Source organism: Kitasatospora sp. NPDC087861 (assembly GCF_044742585.1).
Lineage (GTDB): Bacteria > Actinomycetota > Actinomycetes > Streptomycetales > Streptomycetaceae > Kitasatospora.
In genome coordinates, this window is the sequence record NZ_JBIUUS010000031.1 from 1 (window position 1) to 17130 (window position 17130).

Annotated in this window: 14 protein-coding genes; 5 read left to right on the forward strand and 9 right to left on the reverse strand. The window is 71.5% G+C overall.

What is annotated here, in order from left to right; genetic code table 11:
- Positions 1-172: 172 nt before the first annotated feature.
- Positions 173-3748, reverse strand: coding sequence for a CDP-glycerol glycerophosphotransferase family protein (locus ACIOJE_RS31920; RefSeq protein ID WP_280674991.1), 3576 nt, complete (start codon positions 3746-3748; stop codon positions 173-175).
- Between the two features lie 133 nt (positions 3749-3881).
- Between ACIOJE_RS31920 and ACIOJE_RS31925 the strand changes: the two genes are divergently transcribed.
- Positions 3882-4880, forward strand: a complete 999-nt coding sequence (locus tag ACIOJE_RS31925; RefSeq protein WP_348534060.1) for a glycosyltransferase family 2 protein — start codon at positions 3882-3884, stop codon at positions 4878-4880.
- Between the two features lie 89 nt (positions 4881-4969).
- Entirely contained in the window at positions 4970-5917 is a 948-nt protein-coding gene (locus ACIOJE_RS31930) for a YihY/virulence factor BrkB family protein (protein WP_400781040.1), read from the forward strand.
- Positions 5918-5942: 25 nt separating this feature from the next.
- Here the strand turns inward: ACIOJE_RS31930 and ACIOJE_RS31935 are convergent, their stop codons facing one another.
- Positions 5943-7148, reverse strand: coding sequence for a D-alanyl-D-alanine carboxypeptidase family protein (locus ACIOJE_RS31935; protein WP_400781043.1), 1206 nt, complete (start codon positions 7146-7148; stop codon positions 5943-5945).
- Positions 7149-7288: 140 nt separating this feature from the next.
- Here ACIOJE_RS31935 and ACIOJE_RS31940 point away from each other — a divergent pair, with 140 nt between their 5' ends.
- Positions 7289-7546 carry an SCO4848 family membrane protein gene (locus ACIOJE_RS31940; protein WP_280674985.1) on the forward strand — a complete coding sequence of 86 codons (258 nt, stop codon included), beginning with the start codon at positions 7289-7291 and terminating at the stop codon, positions 7544-7546.
- 76 nt (positions 7547-7622) lie between these two features.
- Here ACIOJE_RS31940 and ACIOJE_RS31945 read toward each other — a convergent pair whose 3' ends face one another.
- From ACIOJE_RS31945 to sdhC, 4 genes are read right to left on the reverse strand one after another with little or no spacing between them, the layout of a single operon-like run.
- On the reverse strand, positions 7623-8396 hold the full coding sequence (locus tag ACIOJE_RS31945; protein ID WP_280674983.1) for a succinate dehydrogenase iron-sulfur subunit: 774 nt from the start codon (positions 8394-8396) through the stop codon (positions 7623-7625).
- Positions 8396-10138 (reverse strand): succinate dehydrogenase flavoprotein subunit, encoded by a 1743-nt coding sequence (gene sdhA / locus ACIOJE_RS31950; protein WP_280674981.1) that lies wholly within the window; start codon positions 10136-10138, stop codon positions 8396-8398. The genes ACIOJE_RS31945 and sdhA overlap by 1 nt, the downstream gene beginning before the upstream one ends.
- Before the next feature lie 54 nt (positions 10139-10192).
- A complete protein-coding gene (sdhD, locus tag ACIOJE_RS31955; RefSeq protein WP_280674980.1) occupies positions 10193-10684 on the reverse strand; it encodes a succinate dehydrogenase, hydrophobic membrane anchor protein in 492 nt (163 codons plus the stop codon).
- Between the two features lie 8 nt (positions 10685-10692).
- Complete coding sequence (gene sdhC, locus ACIOJE_RS31960) at positions 10693-11073, reverse strand: succinate dehydrogenase, cytochrome b556 subunit (protein WP_280674979.1); 381 nt, start codon at positions 11071-11073, stop codon at positions 10693-10695.
- Between the two features lie 254 nt (positions 11074-11327).
- Here sdhC and ACIOJE_RS31965 point away from each other — a divergent pair, with 254 nt between their 5' ends.
- Positions 11328-12101, forward strand: a complete 774-nt coding sequence (locus tag ACIOJE_RS31965) for a hypothetical protein (protein WP_400781046.1) — start codon at positions 11328-11330, stop codon at positions 12099-12101.
- Positions 12102-12117: 16 nt separating this feature from the next.
- Here the strand turns inward: ACIOJE_RS31965 and ACIOJE_RS31970 are convergent, their stop codons facing one another.
- From ACIOJE_RS31970 to ACIOJE_RS31980, 3 genes are all read right to left on the reverse strand, one after another.
- On the reverse strand, positions 12118-12603 hold the full coding sequence (locus ACIOJE_RS31970; RefSeq protein WP_280674976.1) for a 2-oxo-4-hydroxy-4-carboxy-5-ureidoimidazoline decarboxylase: 486 nt from the start codon (positions 12601-12603) through the stop codon (positions 12118-12120).
- A 299-nt stretch (positions 12604-12902) separates the two neighbouring features.
- Positions 12903-14558: an alpha/beta hydrolase gene (locus tag ACIOJE_RS31975; protein ID WP_400781049.1), complete on the reverse strand. Its 1656-nt coding sequence runs from the start codon at positions 14556-14558 to the stop codon at positions 12903-12905.
- Positions 14559-14625: 67 nt separating this feature from the next.
- Positions 14626-15366: an SDR family oxidoreductase gene (locus tag ACIOJE_RS31980; protein WP_400781051.1), complete on the reverse strand. Its 741-nt coding sequence runs from the start codon at positions 15364-15366 to the stop codon at positions 14626-14628.
- 144 nt (positions 15367-15510) lie between these two features.
- Between ACIOJE_RS31980 and ACIOJE_RS31985 the strand changes: the two genes are divergently transcribed.
- A complete protein-coding gene (locus ACIOJE_RS31985) occupies positions 15511-17118 on the forward strand; it encodes a methylmalonyl-CoA mutase (RefSeq protein ID WP_400781054.1) in 1608 nt (535 codons plus the stop codon).
- Positions 17119-17130 lie beyond the last annotated feature (12 nt).

A 17130-nucleotide genomic window follows, 5' to 3' on the forward strand; every position in this document is an offset into this window, starting at 1 on the left:
GCTTTTATTTGTTCCTTTAAAATTACACCAACAACCAAACTGTGGGGGTGTTTGGGGGTTTTTTGGGGTTTTTTCCCCCCCCCCCCCCCCCGGCCCCGCCCCCCCCCCCCCCGGGGGGGCCCCCCCCCCGCGCCTCGGCTGGGGCTCGCGGGGCGCTGGGGGCCTTCCCCGGCTACTCCGTGCGGAGGAGCATCGCGTCGACCACCCGGGCGGCGGCCTTGCCGTCGTCCAGGTCGCAGTACGCCTCGCGGAACGCGGCGGCCTTGTCGGCGTACTCGGCCGCCACCTCGTCCACCCGCCCGAGCGCGTCGACCAGTTCCCCGGAGGTGGCCAGCAGCGGGCCGGGCACCTCCGCCTCGAAGTTCAGGCTGAAGCCGCGCAGGTTGTCGCGGTAGTGCTCCAGGTCGTAGGTGAAGAACAGGACCGGCTTGCCGGTCGCGGCGAAGTCGAACACGCTCGCCGAGTAGTCGGTGACCAGCACGTCCGCGATCAGCAGCAGTTCCGCCATGTCGGGGTAGCTGCCGACGTCCCAGATGTAGCCGTTGCCGGCGCCCGGGATCTGCCCGCACATCACGCTGTGCCGGCGCACCAGCAGCACCTGGTCGTCGCCGAGTGCGGCCTTGGCCGCGTCGAGGTCGAGCCGCAGGTCCATCTGGTACCCGCCGTTCGGCCGGCGCCGGTCCTCGCGCCAGGTCGGCGCGTACAGCACGACCTTCTTGCCCTCGGGCAGGCCGAGCCGTTCACGGACCTGTTCGGCGGTCTTCTCCCGGTCGGCCGCGAACAGCAGGTCGTTCCGGGGGGAACCGCTTTCCAGGATCTCGCCCTTGAAATCGAACGCACGCCGCAGCACCGGGGCCGACCAGCTGTTCCCGGCGACCAGCAGGCTCCAGTTCGGCACCTCCCGGGCGAGGCCCTTCAGGTAGTTCGAATCGGTGAACCAGACCTTCTCGAAGTCGAGGCCGATCTGCTTCAGCGGGCTGCCGAGCCAGGTCTGCACGACCACCTGGCCGGGGCGGCGGACGAAGAAGTCGGGCAGGTGGGTGCTGGTGACGATGTACTTGGCGGTGGCCAGCGCCTCGAACCACTCCGGGCTCCAGAGCCGGACCGCGCTCGCCGTCTGCGGCAGCTCGGCCTGCAGGTCGTCGCTGCCCCACAGGTGCTCCAGCGGCAGGCCGCGGCGGACCAGCTCCTCGTGGATCGCCCGCGGCGAGTCGGCGTACAGGCCGCCGAGCCCGACGTTGTAGAGCACGGTGTCGCGCACCGGGTGCCGACGGGCGTTCGGGTAGTCGGCCGACCGGAGCTGGCGCTGGCGGTGGCCGCTGCGCTCCTCGGGCAGCAGCGCCGAGTGCGACTCCAGGGAGAGGCCGTCGTGGTGGCGGCGCTCCAGCACTATCCGCTTGCCGCGGGACTCCACCTCCAGCGGCAGGGCGGCGAAGCAGTCCGGCGTGATCAGCGCGTACGAGGTCGCGACCTCGTCGACGGGCGCGCCGACCGGGCGGAAGAAGACGTCCCAGGTGCCCTGGGCGAGCGGCACCCGGCCGGCGAAGGAGGCCGTCGGCACGGTGGGCAGCGCGGTCCGGAACCGGCCGTCCGCGATCTCCACCGGGTAGACGTGCTCCTCCTCGCGCCAGTTGTGCCGGACCACCAGCTCCCAGCGGTGCGCGCCGGACAGCGGGAACGAGCCGCTGAGCAGGAAGCCGTCCGCGCCGCGCGCGGAGACCTCGTCCACCAGCGGCTGCAGCAGCTGGTCGGAGAACTGCAGGTAGCCGCCGGGGGAGGGCTTGGAGTAGAGCGCCCGGCGCTGGTCGACCGGGGCGTCCGGGTTGAGCGGCAGGTGCAGCTGCCCGGGGGCGTTGCGGTCGTCCCAGGCCACCGGCACGGTGCTGCCGTCGGCGAGCACCAGGACGGTGTCCCAGCGGTCGCGGGCGCGTTCGGCGGCCACCGGGTCCAGCTCGGCCCAGGCCTCCCGGACGGCGGTCAGCTCGGCCACCGGGAAGGAGGCGGCGAACGGCTGCAGGGTGCCGACCGGCGCGCCCAGCTCCAGCGGGAAGGCCAGCTCGCGGTCGGACTCGACGTGGGTGAGCCGCAGCCGGGCCCCGGCGAAGTTCGCGCCGGAGCGCGCCGCTCCCGAGATCTCCACCCGGCCGCCGTGCGCGGCCAGGCCGGTCACCCGGGCCTTGACCGTCTCCACCCGCAGGTAGACGAAGCCGTCCCGGACCCACGGCACGATCCGCACGTCCGGCTCGACCCAGTGCGCCGGGATGTACTGCGCGGTGTCGCTCCACCCGGCCGAGATCCGGCCCTTGTAGACGCCGCCCTTGCCCGCGCCGGCCACCAGGACGCGCCAGTTGCCGTCCTTCCACTGGCCGCGGTGCTTGAGCTTCTTCGGGTCGATGCCGACGGTGAAGCCGGCCCAGTCGCAGTTGTACAGGTCGTGGTTGCAGCTGGCGGTGGCCTCGGGGCTGTACTGGGTCTTCATCGGCACCGCGATCACCCGGCGGCCCTTGGCCTCGCGCAGCACCAGGGTGCGGACCATGTCGTGCTTGTTGGCCGCGCCCAGCTGCTCCGGGTAGGCGTGCCCGGTCAGCTGCAGCCGTCCGCCGATCCAGGCCGTCTCGTACAGCCGGCTGCGCATGACCAGCGAGTTGTCCAGCTTGAGCACGCCGGACGGCACGCTCTTGCGCCCGCCGCGCAGGAACGGGTAGTCGGCGTAGGGGCGCAGCAGGCCGCGGGCCTGGACACCGCCGTTGCTCTCGCCCTCGTACTTGATCTGCTCGACGAACTCGTCGATCCGGCCCTGCAGGGTCAGGTGGTACTTCAGCCGCAGCGGCGCCCGCAGCTTGCGGACCTGCTCGGGGCCGATCGCCCGCAGCAGCCGGCTGACGTTCTTGGCGTAGGCGTCCCGGTACTCCTTGTCGCCGTCCACGACGGACCAGAAGAACATCGGGATCTCCTCGACGAGGGTGTTCTCGTCGTAGGAGCGCAGGTACTGGGCGAAGCGCGGCTCGGTCTGCTTCTTCAGCCAGCCGCGGACCAGCTCGACCGAGGCGACGCGGTCGATCAGGCCCTTGGGGTTGGTGCGCATCTGTGTGATCGACATCTCGCCGACCTCGCGCTCGCGCCAGTGGTAGATCGGCTCGGAGAGGACGTCCACGCTCTTCGCGAGGTAGTGGTGCGGCACGCTGACCGGCGCGTCCTCGTACAGGATGCCCTCGGGGTAGAGGATGCCGGCCGCGTCGAAGAAGGAGCGGCGGTACACCTTGTTCCACGCGGTGCGGTCGGTGACCAGCGCCGGGATCTCGGTGATGTGCGTCTTGAGCCTGGTCTCCTTGAACGGCCGCGAGTGCCCGCCGGACTGGTAGTAGCCCACCGCGCGGAACCGCAGCACGTTGCCGGTGGCGAAGTCCGAGCCGGTCTCGTCCAGGGTGTTGATCATCAGCTCGTACGCACTCGGCGGCATCGAGTCGTCGCTGTCGACGAAGCACAGGAACTCGGCGTCCGGGTCGATGTGCCGGATGCCGGTGTTGCGGGCCGCGCCGAGGCCCTTGTTCACCTGGCGGACCAGACGGAACCGGGAGTCCTTGGCCGCGTACGCCTCGGCGAGGGCCGCGCTGTCGTCCTTCGAACCGTCGTCGACCATGACGCACTCGAAGTCCGTGAAGGTCTGTGCGGCGATCGAGTCGAGGCACTCGACCAGGTAACGCTCGACGTTGTAGATCGGAACGACGATGGAGAGGCGGGGAGCCATCGGCTACGCAGGCCTTTCTCGGGAAGGAGCGTGCCAGCCCGGTGGGGCCTGACCGCACTGTGAATCGGTGCGCACGTGCGACCCGATCCTACCTCCGGACCATGGGGCCCTTCGGGGCCACTACGCTGGCCCGGTGCCCCGCTTCAGCGTGATCGTCCCCGTGTACCAGGTTCAGGACTACCTCGCCGAGTGCCTCGATTCGGTGCTCGGCCAGGGCGGCCCCGACCTCGAACTGATCGCGGTGGACGACCGCTCCCCGGACCGCTGCGGCGCGATGCTCGACGAGGCCGCCGCCGACGACCCGCGGATCCGGGTGCTGCACCTGCCGGAGAACGTCGGCCTCGGCCGGGCCCGCAACGCCGGCCTGGAGGTCGCCACCGGGGACTACGTGATCTTCCTCGACAGCGACGACACGCTCACCCCCGACCTGCTGAAGCACGTCGACGACCGGCTCACCGCCACCGGCGACCCGGACGTCCTGGTCTACGACTACGCCCGCACCTACGCCGACGGCCGGATCACCCGGGCCGCCTCCGCGCACGTGTTCGGCGCCGCCTCCCCGGACGTCTTCGACCTCGCCGCCCGCCCGGACCTGCTCGACCTGCTCCAGGTCGTCTGGAACAAGGCCTACCGCCGCGACTTCGTCACCGCGCAGCGGCTGGTCTTCCCGGCCGGCTACTACGAGGACACCCCCTGGACGTACCCGGCGCTGCTCGCCGCCGCCCGGATCACCCTGCTCGACGAGGTCGGCGTGCACTACCGCCAGCGGCAGGAGGGCGGCAACATCCTGGCCACCGCCAGCCGCAAGCACTTCGACGTCTTCGCCCAGTACGACCTGGTCTTCGCCTTCCTGGACGGCCGCCCCGACCTCGACCGGTGGCGCCCGGTGGTCTACGGCCGGATGCTGCACCACCTCAACACCGTGGTCTCCAAGCCCGGCCGGATCCCGCCCGGCGACCGCCGCGAGTACTTCCGCCGCGCCGCCGCGCACTGCGCCCGGCTGCGCCCGGCCGGCTACCGGCCGCCGGCCGGCGTGGACGGCGTGCGCACCGAACTGCTCAGCCACGGCCGCTACGGCGCCTACCAGGCCGTCCGCGCCCTCGCCCGGGCCCGCCGACTGGTCCGCCGCTGAGCCGGGGCCGCCGTCCCCGCCGCCGTACCGGCCCCGGTCCGCGTCGAGCCTGACGGCCATTCGGGGGACGGACCGGTATAACCAATCGGGTGGACTTCCTGACCCGTCTGCCGGTCGTCGGCCCGCTCGTGGCGTGGGTGCTGCGCAGCCGCCCGTACCGGGTGTACGAGTACTTCTCCGCGGCCCGGGGCAACCGCCTGGCCGGCGCGGTCACCTTCTTCGGCTTCCTCGCCCTGTTCCCGCTGCTCACGGTCGGCCTGGCGATCGCCGTCTCGACGCTCGACAGCGGACAGGTGGCGAACCTGCAGAAGCACATCTCCGACCAGCTGCCGGGCATCTCGGAGGCGCTCAACCTGCCGTCCCTGGTGGCCAACGCGGGCGCCGTCGGGCTGGTCAGCGGGGCGCTGCTGCTGGTCTCCGGCCTCGGCTGGGTGAACACCATGCGCACCTCGATCCGGGACGTCTGGCAGCTGCCCGACGACGACGCCAACCTGGTGCTGCGCAAGGCCTGGGACTGCGTGGTGCTGGCCGGCCTCGGCGTGGTGTCGCTGGTCTCGCTGGCCGCCTCCACCGCCGGCACGACGCTGGCCGGGCGGATCGCCGACTGGATCGGGCTGCGCAGCGGCTACCTGCTGACCGGGGTCGGCGTGCTCATCGCCATAGCGTGCGACACGCTGCTCTTCGCCTACCTGCTGGCGCCGTTCCCCGGGATCGGCGGCCAGCGCCGCCGGGACGTGCTGCAGGGCGCGCTGATCGGCGCGGTCGGCTTCGAGCTGCTGAAGGTCCTGCTCGCCTCCTACCTCGGCTCGGTCGCCGGCAAGAGCCTGTACGGCGCCTTCGGCGTGCCGGTGGCGTTGCTGCTGTGGATCAACTTCGTCTCCCGGCTGCTGATGTACTGCGTGGCCTGGACGGCGCTGGCCGATCCGGTGGCCGCCCGGGAGCGCACCCGGGAGCACGGCCGGGCACTGCTGGCGGCGGCCGACGAGGCCGAGGCGGACGCGGCCGGGAACACGACGAAGGCCCGGCCTCGGGACTGAGGCCGGGCCGTTCGTCCGACGGATGTCAGCCGCCCGTCCTGCGGTGGCGGCGCAGGACCAGCGTGCCGTAGCCGGCCGCGGCCAGCACCAGCGCGACGGCCAGCCAGCCGCCGAGGCCGAGCCCGTCGTCCTCGGCGGTGGTGGTGGGTGCGGCGGCGGGCCCGGTGGTGGCGGACGGGTGCGGCGGCGGCTCGGGGGCGCCGGCGGTGCCGCCGGCCTGGCCGGTCGGCGTACCCGAGGGCGGGAGCTCGTCGACCAGCTTGCCGACCGGCCGGACCTTGCCGGCCGCCGCGAAGCCCCAGTCCAGCAGGGCGGCCGTCTCGTCGTAGACCTTCTGGTAGGTGGACGGGTGCATCACGGTCACCAGCAGGGTGCGGCCGTTGCGTTCGGCGGCGCCGACGAAGGTCGAGCCGGCGTTGGTGGTGAAGCCGTTCTTCACGCCGATCAGGCCGGGGTACTTGCCCAGCAGGCGGTCCGTGTTGGCGATCCCGAAGCTACCGCGCTGGCCGGTGTTGCGGTCCACCGCACCCGGGAACATCGCGTCCCTGGTGGCGCAGTACATCCGGAAGTCGGGATTGCGCAGGCCGGCCCGGGCGAACAGCGACAGGTCGTAGGCCGAGGAGACCTGCCCGTCCATGTCGTAGCCGTCCGGGGAGACCACCCGGGTGTCCCGGGCCTGCAGGGCGTCGGCGCGGGCCTGCATCTCGGTGACGGTCTGCGGCACGCCGCCGTTCATGTGCGCCAGGACGTGTACGGCGTCGTTGCCCGAGCTCAGGAACACCCCGCGCCACAGGTCCTCGACCCGGTACTCCAGGTTCTCCTTGATGCCGACCAGGCTGCTGCCGGCACCGATCCCGGTGATCTCCTCGTCGGTGACCTTGTGCACCGCGTTGCGGTCGAACTTGGGCAGCACGGTGTCGGCGAAGAGGATCTTCAGGGTGCTGGCCGGGGCCAGCCGCAGATGCGGGTTGCTGGCGGCCAGCACGTCACCGGTCGTGGCGTCGGAGACTATCCAGGACTGGCCGGTGAGATCCCCCGGCAGCGCCGGGGCGCCGGCCAGCGGGGAGACCTGGACCCCGGAGAGCCCGAGCCGCTCGCCGCCGATCGCGGCGGTCGTCTGCGGGGGCGGCTGCCCCGGGGCCGCGACCGCCCCCGGGGCGGCGAGCACGACCGGGAGGACCGCGGTGACCGCGGCGAACAGGTGCGCGAACTTCTGACGGCGTGTGGGCACCAGCAGACCGTACCCACTCCGGGTCCTCGTCGTCCGCCACACCGGTCCCGTCCTCCGCATGAGGGGCCCGCAGTAGGCCGATCGGCGGCCCGCGCATACTGGGGGACGCACACCGCCCTCACACCCCGCCGAGGACCCCCATGAAGCTCAGCCGCCGCACCTCCTGGTTCCTGACCGCCTTCGGCGTCTGGTCGATCGTCATCTGGACGACCTTCGTCAAGAACCTCTGGAAGGACTCCGGCGGCCAGGCCTTCACCAACGGCGACCACTCCCAGCCCACCGCCTTCTTCTGGATCCACCTCCTCCTCGCCGTCACCTCCTTCCTCCTCGGCATCGCCGTCGGCGCCATCGGCCTGCGCGGCCTCCGCGCCACCCGCCGCACCCCGGCCACCGACTGACCGGTCCGCGGAAACGGCCGAGGCCCCGTCCGATCGGGAGGATCGGACGGGGCCTCGGCCGGCTGTCGGGCGGGGGTCAGAAGCGGCGGGTGACCAGGGCCCGCTTCACTTCCTGGATCGCCTTGGTGACCTCGATGCCGCGCGGGCAGGCCTCGGAGCAGTTGAAGGTGGTGCGGCAGCGCCACACGCCCTCACGGTCGTTGAGGATCTCCAGCCGCTGCTCGGCGCCCTCGTCGCGGGAGTCGAAGATGAAGCGGTGCGCGTTCACGATCGCGGCCGGGCCGAAATACTGGCCGTCGTTCCAGAACACCGGGCAGGACGACGTGCACGCGGCGCACAGGATGCACTTGGTGGTGTCGTCGAAGCGCTCGCGGTCCTCGGCGGACTGCAGGCGCTCGCGGGTCGGGTCGTTCCCCTGGGTGATGAGGAACGGCATGACGTCCTTGTACGCCTGGAAGAACGGGTCCATGTCCACGATCAGGTCCTTGAGGACCGTGAGGCCCTTGATGGCCTCGATCGTGATCGGCTTCTCCGGGTTGACGTCCTTGACCAGGGTCTTGCACGCCAGCCGGTTGCGGCCGTTGATCCGCATGGCGTCGGAGCCGCAGATGCCGTGCGCGCAGGAACGGCGGTAGGTGAGGGTGCCGTCCTGCTCCCACTTGATCTTGTTGAGCGCGTCCAGGACGCGCTCCTTCGGGTCCATCGTCAGCTGGTAGTCCACCCACACCGGGTCCGGGTGCTCCTCCGGGTTGAACCGGCGGATCCGGAAGGTGACGGTGATCAGCTCGACGCCGCCCGCCTCGACCGCGTCCAGAGCGGCCGAGTGCTTCTCCACGGTAGGAGTGCTCATCAGTACTTACGCTCCATCGGCTGGTAGCGGGTCGTGACGACCGGCTTGTAGTCGAGGCGGATGGAGGTGCTGCCGTCGGCGGCCACCTCCTGGTACGCCATGGTGTGCTGCATGAACTTCACGTCGTCACGGGTCGGGAAGTCCTCGCGGTAGTGGCCGCCGCGCGACTCCTCGCGGGCCAGCGCGGAGACGGCCAGCACCTCGGCCAGGTCGAGCAGGTTGCCCAGCTCGACGGCCTCCAGCAGGTCCGTGTTGTACCGGAAGCCCTTGTCCTGGATGGAGACGTGCTTGTAGCGCTCCTTCAGCGCGGCGATGTCCTCGACCGCCTGCTTCAGGGTGGCGCCGGTGCGGTACACCATCGCGTTGGCGTCCATGGTCTCCTGCAGCTCCTTGCGGATCTGCGCCACGGACTCGGTGCCGGTGGACTCGCGCAGGCCGTCGACCAGCGCCTGGACCTTCTCGGCCGGGTTCTCGGGCAGCTCGACGAACTCGTGCTCGTTGGCGTAGTCGGCGGCGGCGATGCCCGCGCGACGGCCGAACACGTTGATGTCCAGCAGCGAGTTGGTGCCCAGACGGTTGGCACCGTGCACGGACACGCAGGCGACCTCGCCGGCCGCGTACAGGCCCGGGACGATGTCGGTGTTGTTGCGCAGCACCTCACCCTCGACGTTGGTCGGGATGCCGCCCATGGCGTAGTGCGCGGTGGGCTGGATCGGGATCGGGTCCGTGTAGGGCTCGATGCCGAGGTAGGTGCGGGCGAACTCGGTGATGTCCGGGAGCTTGGCGTCCAGCTGCTCCGGCGGCAGGTGGGTCAGGTCCAGGTAGACGTGGTCGCCCTCGGGACCGCAGCCGCGGCCCTCGCGGATCTCGGTGTAGATCGCGCGGGAGCAGACGTCACGGGACGCGAGGTCCTTCATGACGGGGGCGTAGCGCTCCATGAAGCGCTCGCCGTCCTTGTTGCGCAGGATGCCGCCCTCGCCGCGGGCGCCCTCGGTGAGCAGGATGCCCATGCGCCAGATGCCCGTCGGGTGGAACTGGAAGAACTCCATGTCCTCCAGCGGCAGGCCGCGGCGGTACACCAGGGCCTGGCCGTCACCGGTGAGGGTGTGGGCGTTGGAGGAGACCTTGAAGAACTTGCCGGTGCCGCCGGAGGCGAACACGACCGACTTGGCCTGGAAGACGTGGATCTCGCCGGTGGCCAGCTCGTAGGCGACGACGCCGGACGTCTTGCCGTCGTTGATCAGCAGGTCGAGGACGTAGAACTCGTTGAAGAACTCGACGCCGTGCTTGACGCAGTTCTGGAACAGCGTCTGGAGGATCATGTGGCCGGTGCGGTCGGCCGCGTAGCACGAGCGGCGGACCGGGGCCTCGCCGTGGTTGCGGGAGTGACCGCCGAAGCGGCGCTGGTCGATCCGGCCCTGCTCGGTGCGGGAGAAGGGCAGGCCCATCTTCTCCAGGTCGAGGACGGCGTCGATGGCCTCCTTGCACATGATCTCGGCGGCGTCCTGGTCGACCAGGTAGTCACCACCCTTGACCGTGTCGAAGGTGTGCCACTCCCAGTTGTCCTCCTCGACGTTGGCGAGGGCGGCGCACATGCCGCCCTGGGCCGCGCCGGTGTGGGACCGGGTGGGGTAGAGCTTGGTCAGGACGGCGGTGCGGGTGCGCTGCGTCGACTCGATGGCCGCGCGCATGCCGGCGCCGCCGGCGCCGACGATGACGGTGTCGTACTGGTGAATCTGCATGGGGGTTCTAACTCGCCTCTGGCCTCTGCCGATTGCCGATTAGATGCTGCGTCGTCAGATGTTGGGGTCGAAGGTGAAGATCACCAGGGTGCCCAGCAGCACGGTGAAGACCGTGGCGGTACCCATGAGCCCCTTCAGCCAGAGCCGGGTCGAGTCCTTCTCGGCGTAGTCGTTGATGACCTGCCGCATGCCGTTGGCGCCGTGGAGCATGGCGAGCCAGAGCATCGCGAGGTCCCAGACCTGCCAGAACGGCGAGGCCCAACGGCCGGCCACGAAGGCGAAGCCGATCTTGGAGACGCCGCCGTCGAGCACCAGCATGATGAGCAGGTGGCCGAGGATCAGCACCACCAGGACGATGCCGGACAGGCGCATGAAGAGCCAGGCCAGCATCTCGAAGTTGGTGCGGGTGCGGCGCGGGGTCTTCTCGGTCCGCTTGCGCGGCGGCTCGATGACGAACGCGTCGGCCGGGTTGCCGGTGCCGAGGCCCTTGCCGGTGTGCGCCTGCGCGGAGGGAACCACCAGGGCGTCGGAGATTTCCGTGGACATGTGTCAGCTCACTTCCCGAACCAGGAGATCAGCGTGTGCTGCAGGATCCCGTAGAAGGAGCCGGCCATCAGCACGACCCAGACCCCGACCACGGTCCAGAGCATCTGCTTCTGGTACTTCGGGCCCTTGGACCAGAAGTCCACGGCGACGACCCGCAGGCCGTTCAGGGCGTGGAACAGGATGGCGGCCACCAGGCCGTACTCCATCAGGTTCACGAGAGGAGTCTTGTACGTCTGAATGACGGTGTCGTACGCCTCGGGAGACACTCGCACCAGAGCGGTGTCCAGGACATGGGCGAACAGGAAGAAGAAAATGAGGACGCCGGTGACTCGATGAGCCACCCAGCTCCACATACCTTCCCGGCCGCGGTACAGCGTTCCAGCCGGCACGGAAAAACCCTCCGGAAGCGATTGGGGGCTCGGCCGGCTTCGGTGTCGGTCAGCCCGGCCGGGTACGGTCCACCGGCCGCCAGCATCCTATCGACGCCTTCTCGGGAACCGCCTCCGGGGGCCTCAGGTGTGATCAATCAGGCACGTCTGGCCTAGCCGGGCGGGAACCAAGGCCGCTTTGGTCGCTCTGGGTGACGGCTCGACTGCGCTACGGTGGCGGCCCGCTCCGCCGCCGACACCCTGCGGAGGCCTCCGTGCCGCTTCGCCCCGCCCGACCGTCCGCCGCCATCCTCACCGGCCTGCTGCTGTTCGCCGCGGGCTGCACCACGGTGGGCGGCTCCTCCGTGGACCGGGCCGGACCCGGCCGCGAGCTGTCCGCGGCGGAGCTGCGGGCGGCCGCGGTGGCCGACGCCGACCTCGGGGCGGGCTACACCGTGACGGTGATGACGCCCGGTCACGGCGACACCGGGGCGGGCGCCGGGCGGGAGGTCGCGGACGTCCCGGCCTGCCAGCCGCTGCTGGACACGGTGACCCCGGCCGCCTCGACCGGCGCCGCCTCGGCCTCGCCGGCCCCGGGCTACCCGTACGCGGAGACGGATCTGAGCGTGGCCCGGGCCGCCGACCCCAAGGGCGGCGTGTACGGAGGGCTGCTCGGCTACCGGGCGGGGCGGGCGGCCGCGCTGCAGACGGAGCTGGAGAAGCTGTTCGGCCCCTGCGCCGCGTTCACCTCGGCGGCGCCGGCGCCGCCGGCCGAGAAGCCGGGGAAGAAGGCGCCGATCCGGACCAGGCACCGGCTGAACCGGGAGGACACGCCCACCCCCGGGGGAGCGGACGTGGCGCTCGGATTCACCCTGACGAATGAATCGGGGAACGCGGTGCTCTCACAGCGTGCGGTGCTGGCCCGGGTCGGACCGGCGCTGATGGTGTTCACCACCTTCGGCGTGGCCACCGAGCCGGCCGCCGCGCCGGACGAGCTGATCGTCCGGCAGCAGGTGGCCAAGCTGCGGGCCGCGCAGGCGAGGAAGTAGGGAGGGCGGAGCCAGCTCAGCGGGCCCCGGCCTCCGAGTGGGTGGCGACCAGGTGCTCCAGGCGGGTGAGGGCGATCCGGCGGAGCTCGTCCGCCGCGATCAGCCGCTCCTCGTCCGGATCGTTGGCCAGTCGGGTGCGGATCGAGGAGAGCACGGTGTCGAGCATCTCCTCCGGGGCCACGCTCTCCAGGCACACCACGAAGACGTGGCCGAACCTGGCCTCGTACGCGGCGTGGGCGGCCCGCAGCGCGGTGTGCGCGGCCTGGCTGCCCGGCGCCCGCATGCCGAGCAGCGGTTGCGGCATCCAGCTCTCGTCGGCGAGCGCCTCGGCCAGGTCGGCCGGGCGGAGGTCGTAGGAGGCCTCGCTGGCGGCGGCCAGCAGGGACTCTATGTCGGGGTAGGGCCGGTGCGCGGTGAGCCGAAGGGCCCACCGGTGGCTGCCGCAGCAGGCCAGGAGGGCCTCCTCGGCGGCGCCGGCGTCGGCCTCGTTGAAGCGGTGCAACCCGAGGAGGGTCGGCTCGGAACTGGGATCGAGCCGCTGTGGCGGGATGTCGCTGGCCAGCGGGTCCTCCTCGTGAGGGCGGGAAGGTGCCGGTGAAGTGGGGTGGGTGAAGCAGCTGAAGTATGGAGGCTGCGGGGCGGCGCACGGCGCCGGTCGGGCAGCGCCTCAACGGTAGTTGAGCCGTCATCAGTTGGGGAGGGCGCACGCGGAATTCATCCGGACGAGCTATCAAGTTGTGACGTTGACACCTGCGTGTCAGCGCCCTCCCCGCATTCATCTGTTAATCCGGCACGCCAGCCTCAGGAGCAGCGGGTTCCCTCGGCCGGCATCGTGCCCTCGGTCAGGTAGGCCTCCATGGCCTGGTCGATGCAGGCGTTGCCCTTGCCGAACGCGCCGTGCCCCTCGCCCACCCGGGTCAGCAGGGCGGCCTTGGCGAAGCCCTTGGCCAGCGCCTCGGCGGCGGCGTACGGGGTGGCCGGGTCGCCGGTGCTGCCGACCACCAGGATCGGGTCGGCGCCCTCGGCGCGGACGGTGTGCGGCTTCTCGGGGGACTGGAACGGCCAGTGGGCGCAGCCGGCCTCGGCGTAGTCGTCCACCGACACGCCCTTGGACATCAGCGGCGCCTCGGCCTTGAGCTTGGCCACCACCTCCTGGGCCTTCTCCGGCGTCGGGGCGGGGCGGGACATGTCGGCGCAGCGGATCGCGCCCAGCGCCTCCTGCGTGGCGTTGTAGTGACCGTTCTGGTCGCGGCCGTCGTAGTCGTCGGCGAAGGCCAGCAGGAGGTCGCCCTTGTCACGCTTCATCGCCCAGCCGAGCCCGTTGCGCAGGTACTGCCAGTCGGTCTTCTCGTCGCCGTACAGCATCCGGACGACGCCGGTCCAGGCGAGGCCGCTGCTGAGCTTGCGGCCGTCCTTGGCGGTCAGCGGGTGGTCGCGCAGGCCGTCCAGGAAGTCGGCGGCCTTCTGAGCGGCCTTGTCCGGGTTGCTGCCGAGCGAGCACTCCTCGGCGTGGTTGTCGACGCAGTCGGCGGCGAAGCGCTCGAAGGACTTCTCGAAGCCGATCTGCTGGTCGACGCCCTCGTCGAGGCTGTCGGCGGCCGGGTCGACGGCGCCGTCCAGGATGAGCCGGCCGGAGTTCTTCGGGAACTCCTCGGCGTAGAGCGCACCGAGGTAGGTGCCGTAGGAGACGCCCAGGTAGTTGAGCTTCCGGTCGCCGACGGCGGCGCGCAGCACGTCCATGTCCCTGGCGGAGTTGCGGGTGCCGACGAAGGGCAGCAGCTTGCCCGACTTGGCCCGGCAGGCGGCGATGTACTGGGCCTCCTTCCGATCGGAGGCGGTCTTGCGGGCGGCCGGGTCCAGCGGCTCGTCCACCTGGCTCTGCTCGTCCCGCTGCTTGTCGTCGAGGCAGGTGATCGGCGAACTGCCGCCGGTGCCGCGGGGGTCGAAGCCGATCACGTCGAAGCGGTTGTGGAGGGCGCCGGAGAAGTCCTTGGCACCGTACTCGACCATCTCGACGCCGGACTCGCCCGGACCGCCCGGGTTGACCATCAGCGAGCCGATCCGCTGGTCCGGCTTGGCGGCCGGCAGCTTGACCAGCGCGAGGTCGAGGGCGTCGGTGGCGGGGTTGGCGTAGTCCAGCGGGACGTGCAGCCGGCCGCACTGCATGCCGGATATGTCGATCTTGGCCTGCTCGGCCTTGGGGTCGGCCGGGCAGGCGGCCCAGGCGATCTGCTGACCGTAGAAGGGCTTGAGCGCAGGGTCGGCCTCGCCGGTGGGCTTGGGCGTCGGGGTCGGCGTCTGGGTGGCCGTGGGGCTCGCGGCGGTGGCCGGGGCCGCGCCGGCGGCCTGGTCCTGGGACGGCTTGGCGGTGTCGTCGCACGCGGAGGTGAGGAGCAGGGTGCCTGCCGCCAGGGCGGTCAGCAGGACCCGTGGGCGGGCGGCCCGGAAGGTTCTCATCGCACGTATGTACCACTGGCGGGTGACCCGTTCGATCACCGGGCCCGGCCGCCCGCCCCTGCTGTGATCAGGCGCGATGCACCTTGTGGTTGGCCGCCTGGGCGCGGGGCCGGACCACCAGCAGGTCGATGTTGACGTGCGAGGGCCGGGTGACCGCCCACGCCACGGTGTCCGCGATGTCCTCCGAGGTCAGCGGTTCCGCCACCCCGGCGTACACGGCCGCGGCCTTGTCCTCGTCGCCGCGGAAGCGGGTGACCGCGAAGCCCTCGGACTTCACCATGCCGGGGGCGATCTCGATCACCCGGATCGGCTCCCCGCACAGCTCCAGGCGCAGCGTCGCCGCGATGGTGTGCGCGGCGTGCTTGGCCGCGACGTACCCGCCGCCGCCCTCGTACGCGGCCAGTGCGGCGGTCGAGGAGAGCACCAGCACGGTGCCGTCGCCGGTGGCCCGCAGCGCCGGAAGCAGCGCCTGGGTCATGTGCAGCACGCCGAGCACGTTCACCTCGTACATCGCCCGCCAGTCGGCCGGGTCGCCGTGCTCCACCGTCTCGGCGCCGATCGCCCCGCCGGCGTTGTTCACCAGCACGTCCACCCGGCCGACCTCGGCCGCGAAGGCGTTCACGGCGGCCCGGTCGGTGACGTCCAGCGTGTGGGCGCGACCGCCGATCTCCTTGGCCAGCGCCTCGATCCGCTCGGTCCGCCGGGCGGTCAGCACCACGTCGAAGCCCTCGGCCGCCAGCCGGCGGGCGGTCGCCGCGCCGATTCCGCTGCTGGCACCGGTGACCACGGCCACCTTCTGCTCGGTCATTGCCACTCCCTGGGCTCGTTGACGGGGGTACGCACATTCGGTCGTTCACCCGATCATCTCAACCGCGTCGGCACCCCGGCGGACCGGCCACGTCCTACATTGCGAACAACCAGTGCCCCGCCCGCCGATCCCGTGGAGAGACCCATGGCAGCCGAGCCGCGCCGCGCCGAATCCGCCCGCCCTGCGGAATCGGGTTTCCCGATCGAGCCGCTGTACGGCCCCGAGGCGCTGGCCGGCTGGGATCCGGCGCGCAGGCTGGGCCGGCCGGGGGAGTACCCGTACACCCGGGGCGTCTACCCGACGATGTACACCGGCCGGCCGTGGACGATGCGCCAGTACGCGGGCTTCGGCACCGCCGCCGAGTCCAACGCCCGCTACCGGCAGCTGATCGCGGGCGGCGGCACCGGCCTGTCGGTGGCCTTCGACCTGCCCACCCAGATGGGCTACGACTCGGACGCTCCGGTCGCCGCCGGGGAGGTCGGCAAGGTGGGCGTGGCCGTCGACAGCGTCGAGGACATGGCCGTGCTGTTCGACGGCATCCCGCTGGGCGGGGTGTCCACCTCGATGACCATCAACGCGCCCGCCGCCCTGCTCCTGCTGCTCTACCAACTGGTCGGCGAGGCCCAGGGGGTGGCGCCGGCCCGGCTCACCGGCACGGTCCAGAACGACGTGCTGAAGGAGTACATCGCCCGCGGCACGTACATCTTCCCGCCGCAGCCCTCGCTGCGGCTGGTCGCGGACGTCTTCCGGTACTGCCGGGCCGAGATCCCGCGCTGGAACACCATCTCCATCTCCGGCTACCACATGGCCGAGGCCGGGGCGGATCCGGCGCAGGAGATCGCCTTCACGCTGGCCAACGGCATCGCCTACGTCCGCACCGCGATCGCCGCCGGGATGCCGGTGGACGACTTCGCCCCCCGGCTCTCGTTCTTCTTCGTGGCCCGGGTCACGCTGCTGGAGGAGGTGGCCAAGTTCCGTGCCGCGCGGCGGATCTGGGCCAGGGTGATGCGCGAGGAGTTCGGCGCGAAGGACCCGCGGTCGCAGATGCTGCGCTTCCACACCCAGACCGCCGGGGTGCAGCTCACCGCCCAGCAGCCCGAGGTGAACCTGGTCCGGGTCTCGGTGCAGGCGCTCGCGGCGGTGCTCGGCGGCACCCAGTCGCTGCACACCAACGGCTTCGACGAGGCGATCGCGCTGCCCACCGAGAAGGCCGCCCGGCTGGCCCTGCGCACCCAGCAGGTGCTCGCCCACGAGACCGACGTGACCGCCACCGTCGACCCGTTCGCCGGCTCGTACGCGGTCGAGTCGCTGACCGACGAGGTGGAGGCGGCCGCGCTGGCGCTGATGGCCGGGGTCGAGGAGATGGGCGGCGCGGTGGCCGCGATCGAGCAGGGCTTCCAGAAGGCGGAGATCGAGCGCACCGCCTACCGGCTCCAGCAGGAGACCGACTCCGGCGAGCGGACGGTGGTCGGCGTCAACCGCTTCCGGCTGGACGCCGAGGAGCCGTACCAGCCGCTGCGGGTGGATCCGGCGATCGAGCGGCGGCAGGCCGAGCGGCTGGCCGGGCTGCGCGCCGGGCGCGACCGCGCGGCCGTCATCCGGGCGCTGGACGGGCTGCGCCGCACCGCGGAGGGGGAGGGGAACGTGCTGTACCCGATGAAGGAGGCGCTGGCCGCCCGGGCCACCGTCGGCGAGGTCTGCGACGCGCTGCGGGGGGTGTGGGGGGTGTACAGCCCGGTGGAGCGCTTCTGAGGAGCCGTCAAG

Coding starts and splice junctions, on each gene's coding strand:
- ACIOJE_RS31920 (WP_280674991.1), bottom strand. CDS start 3,748: ATGGCTCCCCGCCTCTCCATCGTCGTTCCGATCTACAACGTCGAGCGT.
- ACIOJE_RS31940 (WP_280674985.1), top strand. CDS start 7,289: ATGAAGCTCAGCCGCCGCACCTCCTGGTTCCTGACCGCCTTCGGCGTC.
- ACIOJE_RS31945 (WP_280674983.1), bottom strand. CDS start 8,396: ATGAGCACTCCTACCGTGGAGAAGCACTCGGCCGCTCTGGACGCGGTC.
- sdhA (WP_280674981.1), bottom strand. CDS start 10,138: ATGCAGATTCACCAGTACGACACCGTCATCGTCGGCGCCGGCGGCGCC.
- sdhD (WP_280674980.1), bottom strand. CDS start 10,684: ATGTCCACGGAAATCTCCGACGCCCTGGTGGTTCCCTCCGCGCAGGCG.
- ACIOJE_RS31975 (WP_400781049.1), bottom strand. CDS start 14,558: ATGAGAACCTTCCGGGCCGCCCGCCCACGGGTCCTGCTGACCGCCCTG.
- ACIOJE_RS31980 (WP_400781051.1), bottom strand. CDS start 15,366: ATGACCGAGCAGAAGGTGGCCGTGGTCACCGGTGCCAGCAGCGGAATC.
- ACIOJE_RS31985 (WP_400781054.1), top strand. CDS start 15,511: ATGGCAGCCGAGCCGCGCCGCGCCGAATCCGCCCGCCCTGCGGAATCG.